This is a genomic window from Microbacterium sp. GQ128 (assembly GCF_059758615.1).
Window position 1 is genome coordinate 100547 of the sequence record NZ_JCAXDY010000002.1, and the last position, 24895, is coordinate 125441.

Consider the following 24895-nt stretch of genomic DNA (forward strand, 5'->3'; position numbering starts at 1 on the left):
TTCGTCATCGGATGGTTCCGGCCGGAACGGCGCCCGTCACCGCGCCTTGGGCCTGCCAGAGCGCCGCAGCTTCGGCACGACGCCGGCGCTCCAGCACCGGGTCGGCCACCGGGATCGCGGCCATGAGCCCTCGCGTGTACTCGTGCTGCGGGTTCGCGAACAGCGCGTCGCGGGCGCCGATCTCGACGATCCGGCCCTGTTGCATCACCGCCACGGTCGATGACATGTACCGGATGACCGCGAGGTCGTGGCTGATGAAGAGGTACGTGAGCCCGAGCTCTGCCTGCAGCTCGCGCAGCAGGTTGAGCACCTGCGCCTGGATCGACACATCGAGCGCCGACACCGACTCGTCGAGCACGAGGAACTCTGGCTCGAGCACGAGCGAGCGTGCGATGGACACGCGTTGACACTGGCCGCCCGACATCGAGCGGGGCAGCCGGTGGGCGAATTCCTCGTCGAGGCGCACCCGGTGCATGGCCTCGCGCACCTTCTCGGCGCGGGTCGACCGGTTGCCGATGCCGTGCGCGAGCAGCGGCGCCTCGATGATCTGGGCGACGGTCTGGCGCCGGTTCAGAGCGGAGAATGGATCCTGGAAAACCATCTGCATCCGCCGCCGAAGCTGCCGCAGCGTTTCGCCGCGCATCTCATGCGGGCGATGCCCGTCGAACACCACGGACCCGGCATCGATCCCGCCAAGTGCGAGCACCGCCTTCGACACCGTCGACTTGCCCGAGCCCGACTCGCCCACGAGCCCCACCGTCTCGCCACGGCGTATCTGGAACGACACGTCGTCGACCGCGGTCACGCGGCGGCCGGAGCCGAGCGTGAACACCTTCGACACGCCCTGCACGTCGACCAGCACGTCACCCGACTCGCGCGCACGGTCGACCGCGCTGATCGAGCCCGCATCGACCACCGCCTCGGTGCCGCGTTCGAGCACCTCGGTGGCCGTGCGGATCGGCTCGTGCACGTCGATCGTGAGATCGACCACGGCGCCGAGCAGCGCCTTCGTGTACGGGTGCTCCGGTTCGGCGTAGAGCTTGTCGACCGGGGCTTCCTCGATCACCCGCCCGTGCCGCATCACGTGGATGCGCTCGCAGAAGCCGGCCGCCACGCCGAGGTCGTGCGTGATGAGCACGACGGCGGTGCCGTGCTCGTCGGCCAGGCGGTCGAGCAGGTCGATGATGCGCGACTGCGTGGTGACGTCGAGCGCCGTCGTGGGCTCGTCGGCGATCAGCACGGCGGGCCGCGACGACATGGCCATCGCGATCATGACGCGCTGCCGCATGCCACCGGAGAACTCGTGCGGGTACTGCGCGAGACGCTCCTCGGGGAGCGGCACGCCGACCTCGGTCAGCAGCTCGACGGCCCTGGTGCGGGCGGCCTCCTTCGATACCCGGTCGTGCAGCCGGATCGCCTCGATGAGCTGGTGTCCGATCGTGCGCACGGGGTTGAGCGACGACATCGGATCCTGGTAGACCATCGCGATCTCGCCGCCTCGCACCCGCGTCATCTCGCGCTTGCTGAGCGTTAGCAGCTCCCGATCGCGCAGACGGATGCTGCCGTCTAGCTTCGCGCCGTCGTTGAGACGCATGATTGACAGCGCGGTGAGCGACTTGCCGGAACCGGATTCGCCGACCAGGCCGATCCGCTCACCGGGACGCACCGAGAACGAGATGCCCTTGACCGGCATCGCATCGCCGTAGGAGACGGTGAGGTCCTGCACCTGCAGGACGGGCGTGGCATCCATCATCGGCCCTTCCCCTTCCGATCGCCGCCGAACTGGTCGGCGAGCACGTTGAGCAGCCAGATGGTGACGAAGATGAACAGCGCGGGGAACAGCACGTAACCGATCGACTGGTACATCTTCTGGTAGCCCTGCTGCACGAGCGTGCCCCAGGTCGCCTCGGGCGGGGCGATACCGAGCCCGACGAAGCTCATCGACGCTTCGAGCAGGATCGCGTTGGCGGCGTTGATGGCCGCCTGCACCACGATCGGCCCGCGGGCGTTCGGCAGCACCTCGGCGAACAGCAGACGGCTGCGCTTCGATCCGAAAGCCACGGCGGCGGTGAAGTAATCCTCCTGCAGCTCGCTCAGCACCGAGGAGCGTACGAGGCGGGCGGTGGTCGGCGTGAGCAGGATGCCGATGATCACGGCGAGCTTGACCGGGTCGGCGCCGAACGCCGAGATGAACACGAGTGCGAACAGGATCTGCGGGATCGCCATCACCGTGTCGGCGAGGCGCATGAGGATCTCGTCGAGGATGCCGCGGGCGAAAGCGGCCGCCATCCCCCAGGCGATGCCCAGCACCATGGCGACCAGGGTCGCGCCGCCCGCGATGAAGATCGTCAGCTGCCCTCCGTAGAGCACGCGGCTGAACAGGTCGCGGCCGAGCTCGTCGGTGCCGAACAGATGCGCCGCCGAAGGCCCGGCGAACCGGTCGGGCGACTGCGCCGACGGATCGTACGGCGCGAGCAGCGGTGCGAGCACGCAGGCCAGCACGATCACGGCGAGGAGGGCGAGCGGGATCCACGCCGCGAGGGCGAGACGGCGGCGAGGCCGGGCCGATCGCAGGGCGAGGGTGAGGGTGTCAGCCACGGCTGCTCCTTGCACGAAGACGCGGGTCGAGCACGCCGTAGAGGAGGTCGACGATGAGCGTGGTGAGGATGAACATCGCGGAGATCAGCAGCACGACCGACTGCAGCACGGCGTAGTCGCGCTTGAAGACCGCGTCGATCGCGAGCGAGCCGAGCCCGGGGACGCCGAACACGTACTCCACGATCACGACGCCACCGAGCGTGTAGCCGACGATGAGGCCGAGCATGGTGAGCCCGGGGATCAGCGCGTTGCGCAGCGCATGCCCGATCACCACGCCACTCGCCGACTGCCCCTTGCCGCGGGCGGTGCGGATGTACGGGGCGTCGAGCACCTCCACCATCGATGCCCGCAGGAACCGCATGAGCAGAGGCGCTGCGGCGAAGGCGAGTGTGAAGGCGGGGAGGATCATCCGCACGAGGTTGTCCACCGGGTCTTCGCTGAACGGCGTGTAGCCGCGGGCGGGCAGCACCTTGAGCTGCACGGCGAAGACCACGATCAGCACGATGCCGATCAGGAACTGCGGCAGCGCCATGCCGGCGGTCGAGATCGCGGTGAGGGTGCGGTCGACGACGCCGAGAGGACGCAGCGAGGCGATCACAGCGGCCGGCGTCGCGATGAGCACAGCCAGCAGGATGCCGATCAGCGTGAGCTCGAGCGTGGCGGGAAGCCGCTGTGCGATGAGCTCGGACACCGAGTACTGGTTGAAGTACGACTGCCCGAAGTCGCCGGTGAAGACGCCGCCGATCCAGCGCAGGTACTGCTCGATGATCGGCGCGTCGAGACCGGCCTCCTCGCGGAGGCGCTGGAGCATCTCGGCATCCACGCCCGGCGTCGAGCCGAGACGGGTGATCACAGGGTCGCCCGGCAGCAGCCGGAGCACGACGAACACGAGAAGCGAGGTGGCGATCAGCATCGCGATGCTGATCGCCACCCGCCGAAGGATGGACAGAGCCACGTCAGCCCTTGAGCTGCGCGTTCTCGAGGTGCAGCTGTCCGCCGCCCTCGACCCACACACCGTCGACCTTCGTGCTGGTCGCCGTCACGACCGTGGACTGCAGCGGCACGATCAGCGGGACCTGCTCGTTGATGATCGTCTGCACCGTGCCCCACTTCTCGGCGCGCGCGGCCTCATCCGGCTCGGCCACGGCGTCGGCGAACGCGGTCTGGAAGTCGGGGTCGACCCAGTTGCACTCGCAACGGCCCTCGAGATAGAAGTTCAGCGAGTACGCGGGCTCCGGAGGCGTCGACTGGAAGTTCGGCACGATGTACCCGGGGAAGCTCTTGCCCGCCGGGTAGAAGGAGTCGACCCAGGTGCCGATGTCGTTGTTGTCGATCTTGAGCGTGATGCCGATCTCCTTCAGGCTCGCCTGCAGGATCTCACCGCTCGTGTTCCACTCCGGGTACTGCCCGGCGATGCCCCACCAGGTGAGGGTGCTGCCCTCGGTGATGCCCGCCTCGGCGAAGAGCTCCTTCGCCTTGTCGAGGTCGTACGAGTAGTCGGTCAGGTCGCCGCCGAACCACGGGTTGACTTCGCCGAGCGCGTTGTTCGTGGGCGAGACCGTGCCCTGCCCGTAGTACGCCGCTTCGAGGATCGCCTCGCGGTCGGTCGCGTAGGCGAGCGCCTGGCGTGCGCGCACGTCGTTGAACGGAGCCGACTGCGTGTCGACCTCCCACGATGGCCACTGGCTGGGGTTGTCGGGCTTCACGAGCGCGATGTCCCCGCCGCCTTCGAGGCCGGCGACGTCACCCTGCGGCACGGACCAGAGCACGTCGATGTCGCCCGAGCGCAGACCCGTGACGGCGGCGGTGGACTCGGCGGCCTTGACGACCGTGATCTCGTCGAGGGCGGGCGCCTCACCGAAGTACTCGGGGTTCGGCACGAGAGTCAGGCTGTCGTCGGGGGTGAAGGCGTCGACGATGTACGGCCCGGTGCCGATCGGCTCCTTGTCGATCGTGTCGAGCGCGTCGACGTCGAGCATCTTGACCCACACGATGCCAGCGGCGAAGGTGGCGATCGGCTCGGAGAGGCTGATGACCACGGTCTTGTCGTCGGATGCCGTGACATCCGTGATCATGTCGATCTTGTTCTTCTCCTGGGTGGCGGTCTCGGGGTCGAGGTAGTAGTCGAACGATGCGACCGCGTCCTCGGCCGTGAACGGGTCGCCGTTCGAGAACGTGACGCCGTCGCGCAGGGTGAAGGTCCAGGTCTTCTGGTCCGGCGAGGCCTCCCACTTCTCGGCGAGGTCGCCGACGATCTCGCCGGACTCGTCGGTCTTGGTCAGACCGTTCCAGAGGAGGGGGAACAGCACCTCCTCCCAGGCGAAGGTGCGGATGGCCGGGTTGAGCTGCGGGATGCCTTGCGCCGCGGCGACGGTCAGGGTGCCGCCTTCCTGCGCCTGGCCGTCCGGAGTCGACGGGGTGCTGCTACAGCCAGCGGTGATGAGCGCGGCGGTGAGCAACGCTGCTCCGCCGAGCAATACACGACGACGCGACATGGGTGCCTCCAAGTGTCGGGTGATGCGTTCGGGTGGAAGGGTTTCGCTATAGCATGTAGCAAAACAGGCACTTCGTCTAGTGCGAATCGAGGCGCTGCGATTACGTTCTCGTTACGCCGTTCGGAGCCGTATCCCAGCGCGGCGGCGAATCTGCCATAGCATCGGTCGATGCAGGAACTCGGCCGCGAGCCGCTGGCGGGTTCCGGTACAGACAGGAGAGCCACGGTGCGCAGCGTCTCGGATCAGAACATCGCCGAACAGGTCGCGGACGAGCTGCGCGCTGCCATCCACTCCGGAGAGCTCGCCCCCGGCGAGCGCCTCGTCGAGCGCAAGCTCGCCGACCGCCTCGGCGTGAGTCACATCCCGGTGCGCGAAGCCCTGACCCGCCTCGCCGAGGAGCGCCTGATCACCCGCGAGCCACGCCGCGGCGCCCGCGTCGCGCAGTTGAGTGCCCAGGATCTGGAAGAGATCTCGAGCCTGCGGATCGTGCTCGAGCAGTTCATGGCCATCCGTGTGCAGGAGCGGTGGAACGAGGAATCCGCTGCCCGACTCGGGGCCATCATCCAGGCGATGTCGGATGCGGCACCCGGCGACATCGACGAGGTCCTGCGCCAGGACCGTTTGTTCCACGAGACCCTCGCCGACCTCGCCGAGCATCGCTTCCTCGACGAGCTGAGCGGGCAACTGCGCGGCCGCATCACCGGCTTCCTGCACGCGGCGAACGCGGCGCTCGACCCTGCCGAGCAGGAGGAGCACGTGCACAGCCACCAGCAGATCGTCGACGCCATCGCCAGCGGAGACCCCGAACAGGCGCAGGCGGTCATCGCCGAGCACGTGACCCGGGCCGTCCGTCGCATCACCCCGACGGCCGAGTGACGCGACCCGTGCCTCACAAGACGATCGTCCTCACCGGAGCATCCGACGGGATCGGGGCTGCGGCCGCCCGCCAGCTCGCGGCGTCACCGCACCGGCTCATCCTGATCGGCCGGTCCGTCGAGAAGACCCGCGCGATCGCGGAGGAGACCGGGGCGGAGTGGTTCACCGCCGACTTCGCCCGCCTCGACGACGTGCGGGCTCTGGCGGCGAAGATCACAGATGCCGTCGGCGATGACGGCATCCATGTGTTGGCGAACAACGCCGGCGGCATCTTCGGGGATCGGACGCCCACCGTCGACGGCTTCGAGAAGACGATGCAGGTCAACCACCTCGCACCGTTCCTGCTCACGAACCTGCTGCTGCCGCAGCTGCGGGCATCCGGCGGTGCGGTCATCAACACCTCGAGCATCGCCCACCGCCTCTTCGGACACATCGACGTCGATGACCTCGACAACACCCGCCGCTTCAGCCCCAACAAGGCGTACGGCGACGCGAAGCTCGCCAACGTGCTGTTCGCGAAGAGCCTGCACACGAAGTTCCATGCCGAGGGGCTCAGCGCGGTCGCATTCCATCCGGGCACCGTGCAGACGAACTTCGCGTCGGACTCGTCGAGCGTCATGCGGCTGCTCTACCGCACGCCCCTCAAGCACCTGCTGCTGATCGGGGCCGACAAGGGCGGGGACACCCTCCGCTGGTTCATCGAGGGCACTCCCGGCGAGACGTGGCTCTCCGGCGCGTACTACGACGAGCGCACCCTCACCACGAAGGTCAATCCGCAGGTGCACGACCCGGATCTCGCCGAGGCCCTCTGGCAGCGCAGCGCCGCCCTCGTCGGCATCCCCGCGCCCTAGCACGTCCCCACCCTTTCGCACCCTTCCCGCCCCCGGTCCCGCACCCTTCAGCCCGGCCCGGTCGCACACCTGTCGGGAGTTTTCACGGATGTCGGACCGGAACACGGCGATCCATCCGACATCCGGACATTCTCCCGACGGATGCTCGGGAGCTCGGATGCTCGGGAGCTCGGATGCTCGGGAACTCGGGAGCTCGGATGCGCCGACGTGAACCCTGGCCAGAAGTCTGATTGAGCCCCGCGCACGGCGAGCGTAACGTGTTACCGCTCAAACAGCTCAGCCATTCGCACGCCGCCCCACCAGGGCGGCCACTCAGGGAGGCAAGGATGCCCCGCACGAATCCGAAGAATCCGGCGTACTCCGTCTGGCGGCGCAAGCCCGTCGGCGATCTGAACGAAGAGGCGGAGAGCAGCGGTCTCTTCAAATCCCTCGGGCTGTGGCAGCTCACCGCGATCGGTGTCGGCGGCATCGTCGGAGTCGGGATCTTCTCGCTCGCGGGCCTCGTCGCACACGGCGATGCCACGAACCCCGGGGTCGGACCCGCGGTCGTGATCTCGTTCCTCATCGCCGGGCTGGCCTCGGCGGCCGCCGCCCTCTCGTACGCGGAGTTCGCGGGGATGATCCCCCGTGCCGGATCGGCGTACAGCTACGGCTACGTCGCGCTCGGCGAGATCACCGGCTGGTTCATCGGCTGGGACCTGCTCCTCGAATACGTGGCCATCGTGGCCGTCGTGGCGATCGGGATCTCCGGCTACCTCGACGCGTTCCTCTCCGGGTTCGGCGTGCACCTGCCGACCACGGTCACCGAGACGTTCGACCAGCCGGGCGGCGTCGTCAACATCCCGGCGATCCTGATCTGCCTGCTCGTGACGTTCCTCCTCAGCCGCGGCACCAAGACCTTCGGCCGATTCGAGCTGGTGGCGGTCGCGATCAAGATCCTGCTGATCCTGTTCATCGTGGGGCTCGGCATCTTCTACATCAACACCGACAACTACACCCCGTTCATGCCCTCCGGCTTCGGTCCGGTCTTCACCGGGGCGGCGACGGTGTTCTTCGCGGTGTTCGGCTACGACGCGATGAGCACCGCGGCCGAAGAGGCGAAGGACGGGCGCAAGCACATGCCGAAGGCGATCATCCTGTCGCTCGTCATCGCCATGCTGCTCTACGTCGCCGCGACACTGGTGCTCACCGGCATGCAGAACTACCAGGACATCGATCCGAAGGCCGGCTTCGCGTCGGCGTTCTCCAGCGTCGGGCTGCCCGTCATCGCCTCGATCATCTCCGTGTTCGCGGTGCTCTCGATCCTCACGGTCATGCTCACGTTCCTGCTCGGCGCGACCCGCGTGTGGTTCTCGATGAGCCGCGACGGACTGCTCCCGGGCTGGTTCTCGAAGGTCGACGGTCGCGGTGTGCCCCAGCGGGTGACCTGGATCGCCGGCATCGGGTCCGCGTTCTTCGCGGGAATCTTCCCGATCCGGGCTGTCGCCGACCTGACGAACATCGGCATCCTGGCGGCGTTCGTCGTCGTGTGCATCGCCGTCGTCATGTTCCGGTACACGAAGCCGGATGCCCCGCGCACGTTCCGGCTTCCGTTCATGCCGGTGGTGCCGATCGTCGGCGTCGGCTTCTCGCTGTTCCTCATCTCGCAGCTGCACTGGGAGACGTGGCTGCGCTTCGGCGTCTGGCTCGTGATCGGTCTCGTCGTGTACTTCGCCTACGGTCGCCGCCACTCGCTGATGAACCCCGACAGCCCCCGCCGCCCGCGCTGACCACCGCGTCGGCCCTCGCTCGACCACTCCCGCGCGCGCGGCCGCACACCTGTCGGGAGTTTTCACGGATGTCGGACCGGAACACGGTTTCCGCTCCGACATCCGGACATTCTCCCGACGGATGCACACGCCCGACGGATACACAGGGCCGACGGATGCACAGGGCCGACGGATGCCGGAGTGCGGGCTCAGACCACGAGGTTGGCGGTGTCGACGACGCGGTCACCCTCGGCGGGGAAGGCCGTGCGCGTGACGCCCGACTCGACGTTGCCGGTGTGCAGCAGCGTCGACGAGCCGCCGAACGCGGCATCCGCCAGCTCCAGCGCGCCGCCCTCGAACCGGTTGCCGACCGCGCGATAGTGCGTCGCACCCTTCGTGACCGCGACATGGGTCGACGATCCCTCGGCGCGGAAGCTGCTGTCGGACAGTGTCAGATGCAGCTCGCCGTCGCCCGTCCGGGAGACACCGGTTCCGCCCTTGATCGACACGTCCGATCCCGCGATCTCGACCACCTGGCGCTCCGCCCGCGCCGCGGCGAGGCGGGCGTTGCGCAGCGTCGACCCCTCGAACCGCAGCTGCGCCGACGACGAGACGATCGGCGCCGCGTCATCCGCCGCGTTCAGCGTCGAACCGCGGAACGTGACCGCCCCCGAGCCCGCGATCTTCATTCCGCCGACCCGGTCGAGCACGGTGTCGACGAAGGTGACCGGGGTCTTCACGGTGGCGTTGGTGAGCTCTCCCGGCGCGACGAACGTGAAGTGCGAGTCGGCGATCACGGTCGGGCGCCCTGAGTTGTCGGATGCCTGCGTGATCACGAGCGTGTCGGATGCCGTGCACCCGCGCAGCTGCGCGCCGTCGGCGTTGATCCACAGCATCCCGGAGCCTGAGAGCGAGGGCTTGCCGATGACCTGCACGTCTTCGAGGGTGAGGTCGGTGATGCGCACGCGGGCGACGAACCACGAACACACGTGCTTGCGCACCGTGATGCGCTTGGCGGCCGAGCCCCAGGCCGCCCCCGAGTTCGCGAACGTCATCAGCCCGGAGTTGCCGGTGTAGGTGAGGTCGTGCTCGTACTGGCCGTGCGTGACGAACGGACCCTGGTCGTCGCCGTCGCCGTGGCAGTTCTCGACCAGGCAGTAGGCGCTCGCGGTGAAGTCGTTCAGGTGCCGCGAGTTGGCGGTGTGGCAGTTGGCGACGTATCCGTAGAGGCAGTAGATCTGCTGCGTCAGGTAGCCGGCGCCGCCCCAGGTGACCGACGTCGGGTTCTTGAGAGTGCAGCTCACGGTCGAGAAGTAGGTGTTCCACCGGCGCTGGATCAGCGGCCAGAAAGTTCCCGTGCCGTCGATGTGGTCGACGTCGCAGCGCACCGCGTACTCGAAGGCGAGCGGGTGCGAGCCCGTGTACTCGTCCCTCCCCGTGCCGAGGAACTTCAGGTTCGACACGGTCACGTCCTGCACCGGCACCACCCGACGCCAGGTCATCGTGCGGTCCTTGCCGAGCGGCCAGCCGTTCTTGTAGTTGATGCGGATGTGCGTGCCGTCGACGATCTGCGTCACCTGCACGAGCCGCTGCAGCTCGCGCTCCCAGCGGCCCGACAGGGCGTTCACCTCGGCGGCGTACCAGTCGCCGACCGTGAAGAACGAGGAGTCGGCGACCGGGAAGACGTCGCCGAGGTCGGGGACCACCTCGTTCAGCCGCGCCTCGTGCACGGCATCCGTCACCTCGCCGCGGAAGAACATGACCGCGGCGAAGGGGTCGTCCTTGCCGGCGTTCTCGATGCCGACCGTCGTCATCAGGTGTCCCCCGAAGTCGAACGCGATGTTCGAACGCGAGAACTTGTGGCGGCGCACGAAGTTCAGGTCGCTGTGGGCTTCGATCCGATGGATGCTCGCATCGTTCACCATCGCGTCGAGGGCGTCGTCGGCGTTGACCTTCGCGTCCATCACGCCGAACAGGCGGAAGTCGACGACCCCGTCGTGCACGAGCAGCCAGGCACCGCCCTTGGGGGCCGCGAGCACGGTGCCGCCGTTCGCCTTCGGGGCATCCTTCTTCACGAACCGGTACAGCCCGTCGCCGCCGTCTCCGGCTGCCGCGTACCCGGTCGTGCGCACGAGGTCGCCGTCTTTGCCCTTGCGCTTCGCGAGTTCGGTCGCGGTGCCGCCGTTGGCGACGTTCGCCGAACCCGACGAGCTCTGCGGCGCGACGGGTCCTGCGGCCTGCGCGGCCGCGGGCATGCCGACGGCGGCCACTCCACCGATCGCGGCGGCGCCGAACCCGGCGAGCAGCATGCGCCTGCTGCGCAGTGCGGCGGTGTCGGTCTGGGTCATCTCCTGCGGGGTCATGCTCATCCTTCCGTGCGGCGTCATCACCGCGGTCAGGCGTCCGGCCGTCCGGCCGAGCCGCATCATCCGATTGATCCCCAGTCCCCAGTGCCGTGCTCCGAGCGGATGCTCAGAAGTAGTCGCCCGCCGTGAAGTGGCGGATGCCGTGCAATCGAGCCGCGCGCCGAAGCGGGCGGATCATCCCGGTGCGGTCGTCCTGCCGCACGGCCTCGGGCGCGAAGTCGCTCATCGCGAGGTCGTCTTCCGGCAGGGCGGGCACGGCGAGCTCGCACGAGGTCACCCCGGCCGCAGCCCAGTCCGCGGCGACCGCGGCGAGCAGGTCACCGCGCGCGGCGGCGGCCTCCGGAAGCACCGCGCTCTCCAGGAGCACGCCGACCTCGCCACGGCGCTCGGCGATCGCGTAGCCGACCACTGTCGATCCCTCGACCCGCCGGTACAGAGCGGCGCCCCTCATCCGCACCTCCGCCATCGCCCCGTCGCAGTCGACGCGCACCGGGGCGAGCACGACCCTGCCGTCGCGCGAACGTTCGTAGACTTCGCGCAGCGGACGGATGCTCCCGAGGCCGACGGTCTCCCGCTCGACGCGACCATCGGCCTCGACGGGCACGGGAGCAGGAGCGCGCCAGGGCCCGGCCAGGGTGCGCGCCATCGAGAACGTCTCGAACCCGCTGGAGCGATACACCTCGGGGGTTCCGGTGAACAGCAGCGCCCAGTCGGCGTCGCGCCCCGCCTGCAGTGTCGCGGCGACCAATCGACGTGCGAGGCCCTGCCCTCGCGCCCGCTCGGCGACCGCGACGCTGCCGATGGCGTGCACCTCGGCGATCCCGCCGTCGGCTTCCCGCAGCCGCTTGGGCAGTCCGTAGATCGACCCGCACAGACCCTCGTCGTCTTCGGCCACCAGCGTGTGCATGAGCCGCTCGTCGTCGACGAGCCACTGGTCGGGGGAGAGCGGAGGAATGAACGCTGTCGCCCACAGCGCGGCGAGTGCCTGCTGGTCGGCGGCGCGGGCCACACGGATCGTCGCCGCGGTCACGAGGCCCTCGCGACGGTCAGGCCCACCGGCGACCCGGTCATGCCATCGAAGACAGCTGGTCGCGGGAGATGGTGTGTGCGAGCGGACGCCCTGCGGCGAAGGCCTCGACCTCGTCGACGACGATCCGCCCCTGACGAAGCCGCCCCTGGCTCGTGCCGGCCGCGCGGTGCGGGGTGACCAGCACTCCCGGCAGCGTGCGGAACGGGCTGTCTGCGGCGAACGGCTCCTCGTCGAACACGTCGATCGCGGCGCTGAGCCGACCGCGCCGCACCTCCTCGATCAGCCCGTCCTCGTCGACCAGCCACGACCGTGCCGTGTTCACGAGCCCCGCGCCGTCGCGCATGAGCGCGAGCTCACGGCGGCCGATCAGGTGATGGGTCTCGGGCAGGGTCGGCGCGTGCACGGCGACGATCTGCGCGCGCTGCAGCGCCTCGTCGAGGGTGACCAGCTCAGCGCCGAGAACGGCAGCGGTCGCCGCATCGAGAGTCGGGTCGACCAGTAGCGGCTCGGCCCCGAGCGCACGGATCAGTTCGAGATACGCGCGTCCGGTGCGCGAGGCCCCGATCACGGCGATGGGCGTGCCGAGGATCTCGCGCTGCACGCCCACGGCATCCCCGTCGTACCAGCCGTCGCCGCCGCGCAGGGCGTTGTGCATCTCGGGCACCCGGTGCAGCAGGGCGAGCGTGAACGTCAGCGACACCTCGGCGACCGGCCGCGCCATACCCGCGCCTGCCTGGGTCACGACGACACCGCGGTCGAACAGCACGTCCGTGGCGAAGGGCTTGATCGTGGCGCCGGTGTGCGCGATGAGCTCGAGCTTCGGCAGCGAGGCGAGCACCGCCGCGTCGAACGGGCCGACCCCCCAGCTCGTGATGACGATGCGCGCCTCGGCGAGTTCGGCATCGGCCAACCGATCCACGCGGACGAAAGAACCCCCGAGACGAGCGGCCACCGCGCGCAACCGCTCGGCATCCTCCGCCGAGAAGAACTCCGCGAAGAGCTCCTCGGAGACGACCGCGACCACGGCCGGCGCACCCGTCGCCACGCTCGTCACGGCGCTCATGCCAGCCAGGCCTCGACGTTCTCGGCGATGAAGGCGTCGTCGTTCAGGTCGGGATAGGCGTGGCGCACCCGCGCGATCTCCTCGGCCTGTCCCGGCGAGAGTCCCTCGGCGGGGTCGAGGCACCAGGTGCCGTCGAGCAATCCCTGTTGGCGCAGCATCTCGTGCACACCGGCGATCACCCCGTGGAAGTCGTTGCCCGGGTCGAACACCGCCTGGTTGACGTCGACCATGTCGGAGGCGACGAGCCCGAGTTCGCGGTAGGCCTCCGCGTCGCCGGCCATCGCCCGCTGGGCGCGTTCGAGCAGCGCGACGGCAGCACGCGTGCCGACCGCCCACTGGCCGAGCAGTCCGCCGACGAAGCGCAGCGTGCGGGCGCCATCCGGCGACTCCACGTGGAACTCGGAGAGCAGGTCGGCGACGATCGCGTCGTCGTTGCCCGTGTAGAGCGCGATCTCGTCGGCGCGACCGGAGGCGGCGACGCCGCGCACGAGCTCCAGCGTGCGGTACCGGTCGAAGGGCGCGGCCTTGACCGCGACGACGGCCGGAATCGACGCGAACTCGCGCCAGAAGTCGCGGTCGAGCACGGGGCCGCCGATCGCGGTCTGCAGGTAGAAGCCGACGAGCGGCAGCACCTCGCCGACGGCGCGGGCGCGTTCGAGCAGGGCACGCTCGTCGGCACCCGCGACGCGGGGACTCACCAGCACGGCGTCGTAGCCCAGCGAGCGGGCGAGCTCCGCCTCGGCCACTGCCTGGGCGGTGTCGCCGGCCACCCCGGCGATGCGCACGAGGCTCGCGTCGTCGCGGGCATCCATCTCCTCGGCTGCGAGCGCGAGCACCGGCTCGAACAGCGCGTGCTCCGGGTCGCGGATCTCGAACTGGGTCGTGTGCACGCCGACCGCGAGGCCCCCGGCACCGGCATCCAGGTAGTACCGGGAGAGAGCGCGCTGACGACGCTCGTCGAGCCCGCGGTCGGCGGTGAGCGCGAGCGGATGCGCCGGGATGACCGCTCCGCGCGCGAGCGTGGCGGCGGCCTCGGGGCGCAGCGACGGCACGGTCGCGGTGCGTGCGGTGGACTCCGTCATCAGAACTTCCCGTCCCGCACGGCCCACTTGGTCGGCTTGGCGATCATCGGCAGCTCCTTCTCGATCCAGTCGGCCTGCAGACCGATGAGGGTCTCGGCGGAGACCGCCGGGTAACCGAACAGCGCCATGCACCGGCGGGCATCGCTGAGCAGGGCGGTCGGCTGCGGCTCGTCGACGATCTCGACCTCCCGGTCGAACAGCGTGCCGAAGCGGCGGGCGATCGACTCGACGCTCAGCAGCTCGGGCCCGGTGAGGTTGATCGTGAACGGGTCGGTCGAGGCGTGCACGAGGCTGCGCAGCACGACCTCGTTCGCGTAGGCCTGCCAGATCACGTTGACGTTGGCAGTGGCGACCGAGACCGGCTGTCCGGCGTGCACGGCGCTGCCGATGTCGGCGAGCACCCCGTAACGCAGGTCGACGGCGTAGTTCAGGCGGATGATCGCGACCTTGGTGCCGCGCTCCTGGGCGCCGAACTCGAACACCCGCTCGCGCCCGAGGCACGACTGCGCGTACTCGCCGATCGGCGCCGGCTGGACCTCTTCGGACGCTCCGCCCGAGGAGGCGGGGAGGAACGGGTAGATGTTGCCGGTGGAGAGCACCGAGATGGCGCTGTCGCGGTAGCGGCGGGCGACGCGGTCGGGCAGGGCGGCGTTGACCTCCCACGCCCAGGAGGCGTTGGTCGCGGCGCCGAACTTCGCACCGACCATGAACACCACGTTGGGGGCATCCGGCAGGGAGGCGAAGTCGTCGTTCTCGATCAGGTCGAACGAGACGACCTTCACCCCGGCGTTCTCGAGGCGCTCGCGGATCGCGGCGTCGCCGAAGCGGGAGACGGCGTAGACCGCGTCGTCCTGGCGGCCGGCGGCATCCATCCCTCGACGCGCGAGCATCGCCAGGGTCGGGCCCATCTTGCCGCCCGCACCGAGGATCACGAGGTCGCCCGCCCCGCGCGCGAGGTCGTCGATCAGGCCGGCGCTCGGGGTGGCGAGCGCCTCCTCGAGATCGGCTTCCGAAGTGAAACTGTGCTGAGTCATGTGGTGCTTTCCCTTCTTCTCAGCCCTTGATGCCCGTACCGGCCACGCCCTCCTGCACGTACCGCTGAGCGATGAGGTACGCGAGGAAGATGGGCAGCAGCGCCACGACGGATCCGGCGAGCATGGTGCTCAGCGGGACGTTCTGCTGCTGCAGCGACGAGATGCCGACGGTGAGTGTGAACATCGCATTGGACTTCGCGATGATCAGCGGCCACAGGAAGTCGTTCCAGTGCCACAGGAAGACGAAGATGCCGAGGGTCGCGAGGATCGGCTTGCACAGCGGCAGCACGATCTGCAGGAAGATGCGGAACTCCCCGGCGCCGTCGATGCGGGCGGCTTCGAACAGCTCGTCGGGGAGACCCGAGATGAACTGCCGCATCAGGAACACCGCCTGCGCGTTGGCGAGCGACGGCAGGATCAGACCCCAGTACGTGTCGACGCCGCCGAGGTTGGCCATGAGGATGAACGTCGGGATGAGGGTGACGTGGAACGGGACCATCACCATCGCGAGGAACGACCAGAACATCACCTCCTTGCCGCGGAAGCGCTTCTTGGCGAAGGCGTACCCCGCGAGCGCGGAGAGGAACAGCACCGCGACGACCGATACGAGCGAGTAGATGAGGGTGTTGCCGAGCCAGCCGAGGATGTTCTGCCCGGCGAGCACCTGCTCGTAGGCCTCGAACGAGATGTCCTGGAAGGGCAGCAGCGACCCGGGGAGCTCGACGACCATGCCCGGCTTCAGGCTCAGCACGACCATCGCGTAGAAGGGGAAGAAGCTGAGGATGCCGGCCAGGCTCAGCCAGATCCACCTCCCGACGATCCCCCAGCCGGTGGGCTGGAGTGCGCGGTACGCGCGGCGCTGCTTGGTCGACGTCTTCGTCGGCATCACCGGCGACTGCGTCGGCGGCTGGGTCGGCGGCTGCAACAGAGCGGTCATTTCTGCTTTCCGATCACCAGGCGCTGGATGAGCGCGACGACGAGGGTCATGATGAACAGGGCCACGCCGATGGCGGCCGCGTAGCCGTAGTCGAAGTAGCGGAAGCCCTGGTCGTACAGCATGTAGACGAGCGAGTAGCTGGCGTTCGCGGGCCCGCCCTGGGTCATCACGTAGATGACGTCGAACACCTGGAACGCGGCGGTCGTCTCGATCACCGCGAGGAAGAAGAAGGTCGGACGCAGCACCGGGAGGATGACGTAGCGGAAGCGCTGCCAGGCGCCTGCCCCGTCCATCAGGGCTGCTTCTTCGAGCTCGCGCGGCACGTCCTGCAGCGCGGCGATGAGGATCATCATCCCGTAGCCGAACCGCGACCAGACGCCCACGACGACGATGGCCGGGATGACGAGCACGGTGCTGCCCAGCCAGGATCCGCCGAGACCCAGCGGGGTCATGAGCGCCGACCAGGGGCCGTTGGCGGAGAAGATCCAGACGAAGATCGACCCGGCCAGCACCAGCGAGGTGATGACGGGGAGGAAGAAGATCGAGCGGAAGAAGCGCGCACCCCGGAAGGCGCGGCGCACGCCGAGCGCCATCACGGTGGAGAGCACGAGCGCGATCGGCACCGCGAACACCGTGTAGATCAGTGTGGTGCCCATCGCCCGCCAGAACAGCGGGTCGGCGATCATGCGCTGGAAGTGATCGAGCCCGCGCCAGGAGATCTCGCCGGTGATGTCGTAGTCGAAGAAGCTCAGGGCGACGCCGACGATGCTGGGGCCGAAGCGGAAGGCGATGAAGAGGAGGAACGCAGGGAGCACGAACAGGAACGCGATGCGCGCCTCTCGCCGTGCGAGCACCCGTGCGACCCGCCCTGCGGGCCTCTTCGCCGTGGTTGCCGTCGTCATCAGTGATTCCTCACGTGGGGGAGTGAAGGGAACGGGGGCATGCGGAGTTCGGGCTCCGCACGCCCCCGGATGCTGCTTACTTCTTGGTGAGCGGTGCCGCGGCGGTCGCGGCATCCTTCAGGGCGTCCTCCGGGGACTTGTCCCCGAGGAGGGCGGCCTGGATCTCGGGCGCGAGCACGCCCATGAGCGCACGCGACGAGGCGTTGAGCTCGCCGACCGTGGTGTCGGGCACGTACTTCTCGACCTCGCCGAGCAGCGGGTCGTCCGCGTACAGCGGCTCGGTGGTGCTGAGCGCCGAGAAGAATCCGGCCGCCTTGAGGTACGGCTCGATGACGTCGGCGCCGGTGGCGTACTCGGCGAACTTCGCCGCGGCATCCTGTGCCTTGGAGCCCTTGAGCACCGAGAGCGAGCCGACCGTGCCGTAGGCCACGGTCTCCTTCTCGGTCAGCGGTGCGAGGACCTTGACGTTCTCCTCGCCCCAGAAGGGCAGGACCTCGGGAACCGCGTTGTTCCACGTGCAGGCGACCTTGCCCTGAGCGACGGCCGTCTGCTCGAGCGGGACGTTGGTGGTGAGCGCCTCGGGGTCGAGCGCTCCGGCCTCTGCCAGGTCGGTCAGGAAGGTGAGCGCCTTCTCGCCTTCCTTGCTGTCGAAGCCGACGTCGCCGTCCTTCGTGTAGACCTCGCCACCGGCCTGCCACAGCAGCGGGTAATAGGTGAGGTTCAGGGTGTTCTCGGCGGATGCCGGGTAGTTGAGGGCGTACATGCCCTTCTCCGTGAACTTGGGGGCCATCTCGGCGATGTCGTCCCAGGTCTCGGGGTACTCGGTGACGCCGGCGGCCTCGAACGCGGCCGCGTTGCACAGAAGGGGCTGGGCGCTGGTGAGCAGCGGCGCTCCGAGGATGTCGCCGTCGAGGGTGACCGAGGTCTTCACGTTGGGCAGCAGGTCGCCCTGACGCTCCTCGCTCAGCAGGTCGTTGAGCGGCGCGATCGACTTCTGGTACGCCGCGAGCTGGTCGGGGATGAGGTAGACGACATCAGGACCCTTGCCGGCCGCGATCGCGGTCTGGAGGGCCTCGTCGCGGTTGGCCCACGGGAAGATCTCGTAGTCGACGTTGATGTTCTCGTTCTTCTTCTCGAAGTCGGCGATCGTCGAGTCCCAGAAGTCCTTGTGCACCGCCTCGTCGGCGATGACCGGGTACAGCCAGACCGTGATGTCCTGCTCACCCTCTGCGGTGTTGCCTCCGCCGGCCGAACATCCGGCCAACAGGGTGGCGGCCGCGACTCCCGCGGCGACGCCGATGAACTTGCTGACGCGCATGGTGCTCCTTTGCTTGAACCGTGCTGAGTACGGTTCATTATGACACTGAGATGGGATAATTCGTCAAGTACAAGTTCTCAGGCGCTTGTTTCAGGCGTGTTTCCCGTTCGAAAACAACAAAGCTTGATCTGAGAACTCGGTGTGCTAATTTGATCGCACCCGACGACGGAGAAGAAGAGGGGGCAGCACATGGCCGTGAACAGTCCGCGCTCGATCGTCGCGCGATCGGCTCAGCAGCTGCGCGATACGGGACCCGCGACCGTCAACGACCTCTCCCGCTCCCTCGAGATCTCGCGCACGTCGGTCGAGAATGCCGTGACCGCCCTGGGCGACTCCGGGCTGATCGTCGATGCTCCGGCGCAGAACGGCGGCGGAGCCGGTCGCCCCGCCCGCCGCTATTCGTTCCACGCCGCCGCCGGCATCGTCGTCGGCGTCGACATCGGCGTCGCCAGCGTGCGCGTCGTGCTGGCCGATCTCGCGGGAGCCGTGATCGTGCAGCGCAGCTACCCCGGCGTCGCCGAGCAGCCCGACGGCGCCTCCAAGCTCGCCGCGGTCATCGACGACGTGCGCCGCACTCTGTCCGACGTCGCGATCCCCGCATCGAAGCTGCGCGCGGTCGGCGTCTCGCTCCCGGGCATCGTCGATGACGCAGGGCGCGTGACCACCTCGGTCGTCATCCCCGAGTGGTCGGGCATCGACATCGGCTCGCAGCTGCGACAGGCGTTCGGATGCCCCGTCGCGGTCGACAACGGCGTGCGCCTGGCCGCGGTAGCGGAACACCACCTCGGCGTCGCACAGCTCGTCGACGACGTCATCTACCTCTCGGTGGGCAACCGCATCGCGATGGGCCTCATCCTCGGCGGTCGCCCGCGGCGCGGCATCCACAACGCCGCCGGCGACATCGGGCGCCTCGCCTTCCGCGGACTCAACAGCGAGACCGGACAGATCTCGTGGCGCACCGCGCCGACCGCCGCCGAGGTCTTCGCCCTGGCGCGTGGCGGAGACGCCGCCGCCCAGCAGGAGCTCGACGGCTTCATCGACGAGCTCGCCCACGGCATCGCGACCCTGACGATGACGGTCGACCCGGCCATGATCGTCATCGGCGGCGGGCTCTCCGCCGCGCACGAGCAGCTGCTCGACCCGCTGCGCGCCGCGCTCCCCGGACACCTCGGCCTGCCGTTCCAGGTGCCGCTCGCCGAAGCCCGACTCGGCGCCGAGGCCGCAGCGCACGGTGCGGTGGTGCACGCGTTCCAGCGGCACGCCGCCGAGATCTACGGCATCGACGACATGCCGGCCCCGCCGATCACCCCCCTGCCGGTCGAGAACGCCACGTCCGAGAACACGACCGCCGAGAACACCGAGGAGAAGCAGTGAGCACGTTGAAGGTCGGACTCATCGGAGCCGGCGGCATCTCCCGCGTGCACGCCGACGCCTGGCGGGCGCTGGGCGCCGAGGGATACGTCACCTCTCTGGCGGGCGCCGAGGAGATCGCCGAGGAGTACGGCTTCGCGCTCGTCGCCGATGTCGACGAGCTCATCGACATCGTCGACATCATCGACATCGTGACCCCCAGCAGCACCCACGCCGACTTCGCGCTGCGGGCCATCCGGCGCGGGCGCGACGTCATCTGCGAGAAGCCGCTGGCCGCCACCGCCGAGGCCGCGGCGACGGTCGCTCGAGCCGCCGAGGATGCCGGTGTGCGGCTCTTCCCCGCCCACGTCGTGCGCTACATGGGCGAGTACGCGCAGATCAAGGCCGGCATCGACGCCGGACGCATCGGCACACTCGCGGTGCAGCGGTTCAGCCGCGCCGGCTCCGCTCCTCAGACACCCTGGTTCTTCTCGGAGAGCACGGGCGGCGGGGTCATCCGCGACCTGATGATCCACGACATCGATCAGGCGGTCTGGTTCGCCGGCCCCGTCGCCACGGTCTTCGCGGTGCAGAACCCGCCGACCGTCGACGACCGGGTTCCCGCGCCCGTCACGGCGCACGTGGTGCTGACGCACCGCAGCGGCGTGATCAGCCATCTGCATGCCAGCTGGGTCGCGCCGGGCATGCCGTTCCGCACGAGCGTCGAGGTCGCGGGATCCGAGGGGCGACTGCGCTACGACAGTGCCGAAGACGCCTCGCTGCGCACGGATGCCGTGCTCGATGCCGGAGCCACCGACTACCTGCCGCCGATGTCGCCGGAAGAGAGCCCCTACTACGCCGAGATCGCCGACTTCGTGGCCGCGCTGCGCGAAGGCCGCGACGCTCGGGTCAGCCCGGCCGACGGCATCGAAGCGGTCGCGGTCGCCGAGGCCGCCTACGCCTCGATCGCCGCCGGCGCCCCCGTCGCGCTGCCCCTCGCGGCCCCCGCCCCCGACCGCTCCGAGGCCGAGGAGGCCGTCCGATGACCGCCCCCAGCCCGCTGCGCATCGCCGTGCTGTCGTTCGCGCACACCCATGCCCTGAGCTACGTGCACGCACTGACGCAGATGCCCGGCGTCGAGCTGATCGCCACCGACCCCGACGGCGCCACGGCGCCCGACGACGCCCCCCGCGGTGCCGCACTGGCCGCAGAGCTGGGCGTGGCGTACGTCGACACGTACGACGAGGCCTTCGCCTGGAAGCCGGATGCCGTCGTGATCGCCGCCGAGAACTCCCGCCACCGCGCCCTCGTCGAGCGCGCGGCCGCCGCCGGGGTGCACGTGCTGTGCGAGAAGCCGCTGGCCACGACCGTCGACGACGCGATCGCGATGCGCGAGGCCTGCGAGAAGGCCGGCGTGATCCTGATGGTCGCGTACCCGGTGCGCTTCGCCCCGAGCGTGCGCGACGCGATCGCCGAGCTGCGCAGCGGCCGGCTCGGCAAGGTCCTCGGCGTCACCGGCATCAACAACGGCAAGCTTCCGCAGGATCGGGCCTGGTTCACCGACCCCGAGCTGGCGGGCGGCGGCGCCCTCGTCGACCACGTCGTGCACTGCGCCGACCTGCTCGACGAACTGCTGGGTGAGCGGGCGCAGTCCGTCCGGGCCGTGTCGAACAGCATCCTGCACTCGCAGCGTGAGCTCGCGGTCGAGACCGGCGGACTCGTCACCATCCAGTACCCGAGCGGTGTGATCGCCACGATCGACTGCTCCTGGAGCTGGCCGATGAGCTCGGCGACCTGGGGCGGTCTCACGCTGCAGGTCGTGGCCGAGCGCGGCACCGTCACGGTCAGCCCGTTCGCGAAGGGCGTGGCCGGGCACGATGCGCTCGGCGAGACGTGGAGTCCCGTCGGAGCGGACCTCGACGCCCTGCTGCTCGACGAGTTCGTCCGCGCCGTGCGCGAGGGCCGGCAGCCGCAGCCCGACGCCGGTGTCGGCATCCGCACGGTCGAGATCGCCAAGGCCGCGCAGCTCTCCGCATCCCGCCGCGGCGAGGTCATCGCCCTCGCCTAGACACCGCATCGCAGGATCCGAACGGCAGAGAGGCCAGGCATGCACACCGCGCACACCACGACCGGATGGCGGCAGCGCGCGCTGGCCGTGATGCCGGTCGGGTCGAGCACCAACTCCAAGGCGCCGACGCTGCTGCCGGAGGAACCCGAGGTCATCGTCCGCGGACGCGGATGCCGCGTGTGGGACGACCGCGGCTGCGAGTTCATCGACTACCGCTGCGCTCTCGGACCCGTGACCCTCGGGTATGCGGATCCGACGGTCGACGCCGCGATCCGCGCCCAGCTCGACGACGGCATCCTGTTCGGCCACCCGCATCCGCTCGAGACGACCACGGCCGAACTGTTCTGCTCCCTCGTGCCCGGCGCCGAGGCCGCGCGCTTCCTGAAGACCGGCGGCGAAGCGCTGGCCGCGATCATCCGCATCGCTCGTGCGCACACCGGTCGCGACCGGGTCGTGCAGATCGGTTACAACGGCTGGCTCAACTCGCTCGCCGCGGGTGCACGCGTGCTGCCGGGTGCGACGACGGATGCCGTGCCCGGCGTTCCGGCCGCTCTCGCCGCGCTGCACCACGCGGTGGACTGGGGAGACCGTGCGACTCTCGACCGGCTGTTCCTCACCCGCGGTTCGGAGATCGCGGTCATCCTCGTCGCCGCCGACTACCCCGCCATCCCCGAGGCGGCCGGCTTCTACCGTTACCTGCGCGACCTCGCCGACCGGCACGGCGCGCTGCTGGCCTACGACGAGATGGTCACCGGCTTCCGGGTGGCGCTCGGCGGCATGGCCGAGGCGACCGGTGTCCTCCCCGACCTGTCGGTATTCGGCAAGGGCATCGCGAACGGCATGCCCCTCGCTGTCTACTGCGGGCGGCGTGAGCTGCTCGGCGTGCTCGACCGCGGCGAGGTGGTCGTGACCTCGACGTATGGAGGCGAGACCCTGTCGCTCGCGGCCGCCACCGCCACGATGACCGCCATCCGCGACCGCGACGTGATCGCGCGACTGCTCGCCTCCGGCACCCGACTGCAGAACGGCATGAACTCGGTGTTCGCTGAGGCCGGCTCCGACATCCGACTCGTCGGGCACCCGGCGTGCCCGCAGTTCGTCGGCGCCGACGCCGAGATCCAGGCGTTCCTGCGGGCGGCGTTCCGCCACGGGCTCTCCTTCTATCGGGTGGTGTACGTCAATGCCGCACACACCGAGGCCGACATCGACGAGACCCTGCGCCTGGCCGCGGTCGCCCTCAGTGAGGCGATGGCATGACCGGTATCGACGCCCACACGCACCTCGACGAGGGCCGTTTCGATCCCGCGGTGTTCGACGCCGGCGACCGCCTCGGCATCGAGCTGTTCCTGTGCAGCAACCTCGGAGGCTTCCAAGCCCACCCGAGCCTCGACGAGGTGCGCGAGATGAACACCGTGCTGGCCGGCGAACTCCGCCGATACCCCGACCGGCTGCGCGGCTACTGCTACGTCAATCCGCGGTTCGGCCGCGACAGCCTCGATGATCTGCGGCGCAACGTCGAGGACCGCGGCATGATCGGCATCAAGCTCTGGATCGCGACCTTGGCCGACGACCCGCTCAGCGACCCGATCCTCGAGTACGCCGCCGAGCACCGCCTGATCGTGCTCGCCCATGCGTGGCGCAAGACCGTCGACCGCTTCCCCTACGAGTCCACGGCCGAGCACATCGCGGCCGCCGCCCGCCGCCACCCCGACGTGCGTTTCCTGATGGCGCACCTGGGCGGTCAGCCCGAGTCGGCGGTGAACACGGTGCGCTCGTGCGCCAACGTGGCGGTCGACACCTCGGGCACGATCATCGGTGCCGGCGAGGTGGCGCTGGCCGTCGAGCGGCTCGGCCCCGATCGGGTGGTCTTCGGCTCCGACCTGCCCCACATCGACCTCGCGGCGAACGTGGGCAAGGTGCTCGGCGCGGGGCTCGACCCCGAGGCGGAAGAGCGGGTCTTCGGCGGCACGGTGGCCCGCTGGCTCGCGGAGGTCGCGGCATGACCGTGCAGGCCCGACGGATGCTGCGCGCGTTCGCCGACCTCGGCGCCACCGACACCACGTGCTTCCTCGGGCAGTGGCCGTGCCGGCTCTCCGCCGCCGCGGATGCTGACGCCCTGCGCGCCCACGCCGACCGCCTCGGCCTGAACTCGGTCTGGGTCTCGCATCTGGCATCGCTCTTCGGCTTCGACACGCGCACCGGCAACGAGGCCGCGCTCGCAGCGTGTGCCGACGACCCGCTGTTCCGGGTGTTCGCGACGATCGATCCGCGTGACCCGACGTGGCGCGAGGAGCTCGACGATGCCGTGGCCGCCGGTGCGCGCGGCGTGCGCGTCGCTCCCGGTTTCCACCGCTACGAAGTCGCTGCGGTACGCCCGGTGCTCGAGGCGTGCGCCGACCACGGGTTGCCCCTGCAGCTGATCGCCCGGCTCGACGATGCCCGAGTGCGGCATCCGCTCTCCCCCGCCGTCGACCTGGAGGTGCACCGGATCGCCGACCTCGTGCGCGAGAGCCCTGCTCTTCCACTGCTGCTGAGCGGGCTGAACCGCGCGGACTGGATCACGCTGAACCGGCACCTCGGTGACGCCGCGCCCGAATGGCTGCGGCTCGACCTGTGGCACGTCAACGGCCCCACGGCTGTCGCCGATAGCCTGGGTGGCGACCCGGAGCGCTGGGTGCTCGGCAGCGCCTTCCCCGTGCAAGCCCCGGAGGCCACCGCGCTGCAGCTCGCGGCCTCTGCGCTTTCACCCTCCGCGCTGCGAGCGATCACGTCCGGTAACGCGACCGCCCTCCTCGCCTGACGCCAGATCCCCGGAGGCGCCACTTCCGGCGCGACTCGGGCGCCGGCTTCAGCGCGATCCGTACAGCGGGCGGGAGGCGTCCGCGAGCGGTTCGGCCTCCGCTGCGATCAGATCGAGCTGCGTCCGCAGTGCCGCGTGCCAACTGCTCCCGGCGGCCAGGACAGCCGCGAAGACCCCGGCCGCGGCCGTCATGGTCACGGGCGAATCGATGGCCGCACCGTAGGCGAACCACGCGACGATCAAGATCATGGCGCTCGCGGCGCCGCCGACGAGCCATCGCAGTCCGAGTCGGAGCCGTGTCGCCCGATCCGTTTCGTCGTCCATGGAGACGCCTCGCAATCCATTCCTCGCACCTGCCCGGCAGAGTCGAGTGAAAT

The 24895-nt window shown here is 69.5% G+C and carries 22 protein-coding genes; 9 read left to right on the forward strand and 13 right to left on the reverse strand.

What is annotated here, in order from left to right:
- Positions 1 to 4: 4 nt before the first annotated feature.
- From AC6CHX_RS06500 to AC6CHX_RS06515, 4 genes are read right to left on the reverse strand one after another with little or no spacing between them, the layout of a single operon-like run.
- Positions 5 to 1753 (reverse strand): ABC transporter ATP-binding protein, encoded by a 1749-nt coding sequence (locus AC6CHX_RS06500; protein WP_498272130.1) that lies wholly within the window; start codon positions 1751 to 1753, stop codon positions 5 to 7.
- A complete protein-coding gene (locus tag AC6CHX_RS06505; RefSeq protein ID WP_498272131.1) occupies positions 1750 to 2598 on the reverse strand; it encodes an ABC transporter permease in 849 nt (282 codons plus the stop codon). Before AC6CHX_RS06505 ends, AC6CHX_RS06500 begins: the two co-directional genes overlap by 4 nt.
- The gene (locus AC6CHX_RS06510; RefSeq protein WP_498272132.1) at positions 2591 to 3553 is read right to left on the reverse strand and encodes an ABC transporter permease; all 963 of its coding nucleotides are present in this window, start codon (positions 3551 to 3553) and stop codon (positions 2591 to 2593) included. Before AC6CHX_RS06510 ends, AC6CHX_RS06505 begins: the two co-directional genes overlap by 8 nt.
- Before the next feature lies 1 nt (position 3554).
- Entirely contained in the window at positions 3555 to 5093 is a 1539-nt protein-coding gene (locus AC6CHX_RS06515) for an ABC transporter substrate-binding protein (protein ID WP_498272133.1), read from the reverse strand.
- Positions 5094 to 5261: 168 nt separating this feature from the next.
- Here AC6CHX_RS06515 and AC6CHX_RS06520 point away from each other — a divergent pair, with 168 nt between their 5' ends.
- The 3 genes from AC6CHX_RS06520 to AC6CHX_RS06530 all read left to right on the forward strand — a co-directional run bounded on the left by AC6CHX_RS06520 (position 5262) and on the right by AC6CHX_RS06530 (position 8589).
- Entirely contained in the window at positions 5262 to 5969 is a 708-nt protein-coding gene (locus AC6CHX_RS06520) for a GntR family transcriptional regulator (RefSeq protein ID WP_498272134.1), read from the forward strand.
- An 8-nt stretch (positions 5970 to 5977) separates the two neighbouring features.
- The gene (locus tag AC6CHX_RS06525) at positions 5978 to 6820 is read left to right on the forward strand and encodes an SDR family NAD(P)-dependent oxidoreductase (protein WP_498272135.1); all 843 of its coding nucleotides are present in this window, start codon (positions 5978 to 5980) and stop codon (positions 6818 to 6820) included.
- Positions 6821 to 7146: 326 nt separating this feature from the next.
- On the forward strand, positions 7147 to 8589 hold the full coding sequence (locus AC6CHX_RS06530) for an APC family permease (RefSeq protein ID WP_498272136.1): 1443 nt from the start codon (positions 7147 to 7149) through the stop codon (positions 8587 to 8589).
- A 188-nt stretch (positions 8590 to 8777) separates the two neighbouring features.
- Here AC6CHX_RS06530 and AC6CHX_RS06535 read toward each other — a convergent pair whose 3' ends face one another.
- The 8 genes from AC6CHX_RS06535 to AC6CHX_RS06570 form a co-directional block, all read right to left on the reverse strand.
- Positions 8778 to 10931 (reverse strand): peptidase C14, encoded by a 2154-nt coding sequence (locus tag AC6CHX_RS06535; RefSeq protein WP_498272137.1) that lies wholly within the window; start codon positions 10929 to 10931, stop codon positions 8778 to 8780.
- A gap of 109 nt (positions 10932 to 11040) precedes the next feature.
- Positions 11041 to 11964 (reverse strand): GNAT family N-acetyltransferase, encoded by a 924-nt coding sequence (locus AC6CHX_RS06540; protein WP_498272138.1) that lies wholly within the window; start codon positions 11962 to 11964, stop codon positions 11041 to 11043.
- Between the two features lie 37 nt (positions 11965 to 12001).
- The gene (locus AC6CHX_RS06545) at positions 12002 to 13027 is read right to left on the reverse strand and encodes a hydroxyacid dehydrogenase (protein ID WP_498272139.1); all 1026 of its coding nucleotides are present in this window, start codon (positions 13025 to 13027) and stop codon (positions 12002 to 12004) included.
- Positions 13024 to 14109 carry a dihydrodipicolinate synthase family protein gene (locus tag AC6CHX_RS06550; protein ID WP_498272140.1) on the reverse strand — a complete coding sequence of 362 codons (1086 nt, stop codon included), beginning with the start codon at positions 14107 to 14109 and terminating at the stop codon, positions 13024 to 13026. Before AC6CHX_RS06550 ends, AC6CHX_RS06545 begins: the two co-directional genes overlap by 4 nt.
- Complete coding sequence (locus tag AC6CHX_RS06555; protein ID WP_498272141.1) at positions 14109 to 15143, reverse strand: NAD-dependent epimerase/dehydratase family protein; 1035 nt, start codon at positions 15141 to 15143, stop codon at positions 14109 to 14111. Before AC6CHX_RS06555 ends, AC6CHX_RS06550 begins: the two co-directional genes overlap by 1 nt.
- Before the next feature lie 19 nt (positions 15144 to 15162).
- Positions 15163 to 16080 (reverse strand): carbohydrate ABC transporter permease, encoded by a 918-nt coding sequence (locus tag AC6CHX_RS06560; RefSeq protein WP_498272142.1) that lies wholly within the window; start codon positions 16078 to 16080, stop codon positions 15163 to 15165.
- On the reverse strand, positions 16077 to 16982 hold the full coding sequence (locus AC6CHX_RS06565; protein ID WP_136041780.1) for a carbohydrate ABC transporter permease: 906 nt from the start codon (positions 16980 to 16982) through the stop codon (positions 16077 to 16079). The genes AC6CHX_RS06560 and AC6CHX_RS06565 overlap by 4 nt, the downstream gene beginning before the upstream one ends.
- Positions 16983 to 17058: 76 nt before the next feature.
- Positions 17059 to 18300, reverse strand: coding sequence for an ABC transporter substrate-binding protein (locus AC6CHX_RS06570; protein ID WP_376102036.1), 1242 nt, complete (start codon positions 18298 to 18300; stop codon positions 17059 to 17061).
- A gap of 189 nt (positions 18301 to 18489) precedes the next feature.
- Here AC6CHX_RS06570 and AC6CHX_RS06575 point away from each other — a divergent pair, with 189 nt between their 5' ends.
- From AC6CHX_RS06575 to AC6CHX_RS06600, 6 genes are read left to right on the forward strand one after another with little or no spacing between them, the layout of a single operon-like run.
- Entirely contained in the window at positions 18490 to 19674 is a 1185-nt protein-coding gene (locus tag AC6CHX_RS06575; protein ID WP_498272143.1) for an ROK family protein, read from the forward strand.
- Positions 19671 to 20696 carry a Gfo/Idh/MocA family protein gene (locus AC6CHX_RS06580; RefSeq protein ID WP_498272144.1) on the forward strand — a complete coding sequence of 342 codons (1026 nt, stop codon included), beginning with the start codon at positions 19671 to 19673 and terminating at the stop codon, positions 20694 to 20696. Before AC6CHX_RS06575 ends, AC6CHX_RS06580 begins: the two co-directional genes overlap by 4 nt.
- Positions 20693 to 21718 carry a Gfo/Idh/MocA family protein gene (locus AC6CHX_RS06585; protein WP_498272145.1) on the forward strand — a complete coding sequence of 342 codons (1026 nt, stop codon included), beginning with the start codon at positions 20693 to 20695 and terminating at the stop codon, positions 21716 to 21718. Before AC6CHX_RS06580 ends, AC6CHX_RS06585 begins: the two co-directional genes overlap by 4 nt.
- A gap of 39 nt (positions 21719 to 21757) precedes the next feature.
- Positions 21758 to 22975 carry an aminotransferase class III-fold pyridoxal phosphate-dependent enzyme gene (locus AC6CHX_RS06590; protein WP_498272146.1) on the forward strand — a complete coding sequence of 406 codons (1218 nt, stop codon included), beginning with the start codon at positions 21758 to 21760 and terminating at the stop codon, positions 22973 to 22975.
- Positions 22972 to 23721: an amidohydrolase family protein gene (locus AC6CHX_RS06595; protein WP_498272147.1), complete on the forward strand. Its 750-nt coding sequence runs from the start codon at positions 22972 to 22974 to the stop codon at positions 23719 to 23721. Before AC6CHX_RS06590 ends, AC6CHX_RS06595 begins: the two co-directional genes overlap by 4 nt.
- A complete protein-coding gene (locus tag AC6CHX_RS06600; protein ID WP_498272148.1) occupies positions 23718 to 24518 on the forward strand; it encodes an amidohydrolase family protein in 801 nt (266 codons plus the stop codon). Before AC6CHX_RS06595 ends, AC6CHX_RS06600 begins: the two co-directional genes overlap by 4 nt.
- A 48-nt stretch (positions 24519 to 24566) precedes the next feature.
- Here the strand turns inward: AC6CHX_RS06600 and AC6CHX_RS06605 are convergent, their stop codons facing one another.
- A complete protein-coding gene (locus AC6CHX_RS06605; protein ID WP_136041772.1) occupies positions 24567 to 24842 on the reverse strand; it encodes a hypothetical protein in 276 nt (91 codons plus the stop codon).
- Between the last annotated feature and the right edge of the window lie 53 nt (positions 24843 to 24895).

What these genes read in the sequence shown, in the direction of transcription:
- AC6CHX_RS06535 (WP_498272137.1), bottom strand. Translation starts at nt 10,931, where the DNA reads ATGACCCCGCAGGAGATGACCCAGACCGACACCGCCGCACTGCGCAGC.
- AC6CHX_RS06565 (WP_136041780.1), bottom strand. Translation starts at nt 16,982, where the DNA reads ATGACGACGGCAACCACGGCGAAGAGGCCCGCAGGGCGGGTCGCACGG.
- AC6CHX_RS06590 (WP_498272146.1), top strand. Translation starts at nt 21,758, where the DNA reads ATGCACACCGCGCACACCACGACCGGATGGCGGCAGCGCGCGCTGGCC.
- AC6CHX_RS06605 (WP_136041772.1), bottom strand. Translation starts at nt 24,842, where the DNA reads ATGGACGACGAAACGGATCGGGCGACACGGCTCCGACTCGGACTGCGA.
- AC6CHX_RS06555 (WP_498272141.1), bottom strand. Translation starts at nt 15,143, where the DNA reads ATGACTCAGCACAGTTTCACTTCGGAAGCCGATCTCGAGGAGGCGCTC.
- AC6CHX_RS06520 (WP_498272134.1), top strand. Translation starts at nt 5,262, where the DNA reads ATGCAGGAACTCGGCCGCGAGCCGCTGGCGGGTTCCGGTACAGACAGG.
- AC6CHX_RS06570 (WP_376102036.1), bottom strand. Translation starts at nt 18,300, where the DNA reads ATGCGCGTCAGCAAGTTCATCGGCGTCGCCGCGGGAGTCGCGGCCGCC.
- AC6CHX_RS06585 (WP_498272145.1), top strand. Translation starts at nt 20,693, where the DNA reads ATGACCGCCCCCAGCCCGCTGCGCATCGCCGTGCTGTCGTTCGCGCAC.
- AC6CHX_RS06600 (WP_498272148.1), top strand. Translation starts at nt 23,718, where the DNA reads ATGACCGTGCAGGCCCGACGGATGCTGCGCGCGTTCGCCGACCTCGGC.
- AC6CHX_RS06595 (WP_498272147.1), top strand. Translation starts at nt 22,972, where the DNA reads ATGACCGGTATCGACGCCCACACGCACCTCGACGAGGGCCGTTTCGAT.
- AC6CHX_RS06550 (WP_498272140.1), bottom strand. Translation starts at nt 14,109, where the DNA reads ATGACGGAGTCCACCGCACGCACCGCGACCGTGCCGTCGCTGCGCCCC.
- AC6CHX_RS06530 (WP_498272136.1), top strand. Translation starts at nt 7,147, where the DNA reads ATGCCCCGCACGAATCCGAAGAATCCGGCGTACTCCGTCTGGCGGCGC.
- AC6CHX_RS06545 (WP_498272139.1), bottom strand. Translation starts at nt 13,027, where the DNA reads ATGAGCGCCGTGACGAGCGTGGCGACGGGTGCGCCGGCCGTGGTCGCG.
- AC6CHX_RS06515 (WP_498272133.1), bottom strand. Translation starts at nt 5,093, where the DNA reads ATGTCGCGTCGTCGTGTATTGCTCGGCGGAGCAGCGTTGCTCACCGCC.
- AC6CHX_RS06560 (WP_498272142.1), bottom strand. Translation starts at nt 16,080, where the DNA reads ATGACCGCTCTGTTGCAGCCGCCGACCCAGCCGCCGACGCAGTCGCCG.
- AC6CHX_RS06575 (WP_498272143.1), top strand. Translation starts at nt 18,490, where the DNA reads ATGGCCGTGAACAGTCCGCGCTCGATCGTCGCGCGATCGGCTCAGCAG.
- AC6CHX_RS06500 (WP_498272130.1), bottom strand. Translation starts at nt 1,753, where the DNA reads ATGATGGATGCCACGCCCGTCCTGCAGGTGCAGGACCTCACCGTCTCC.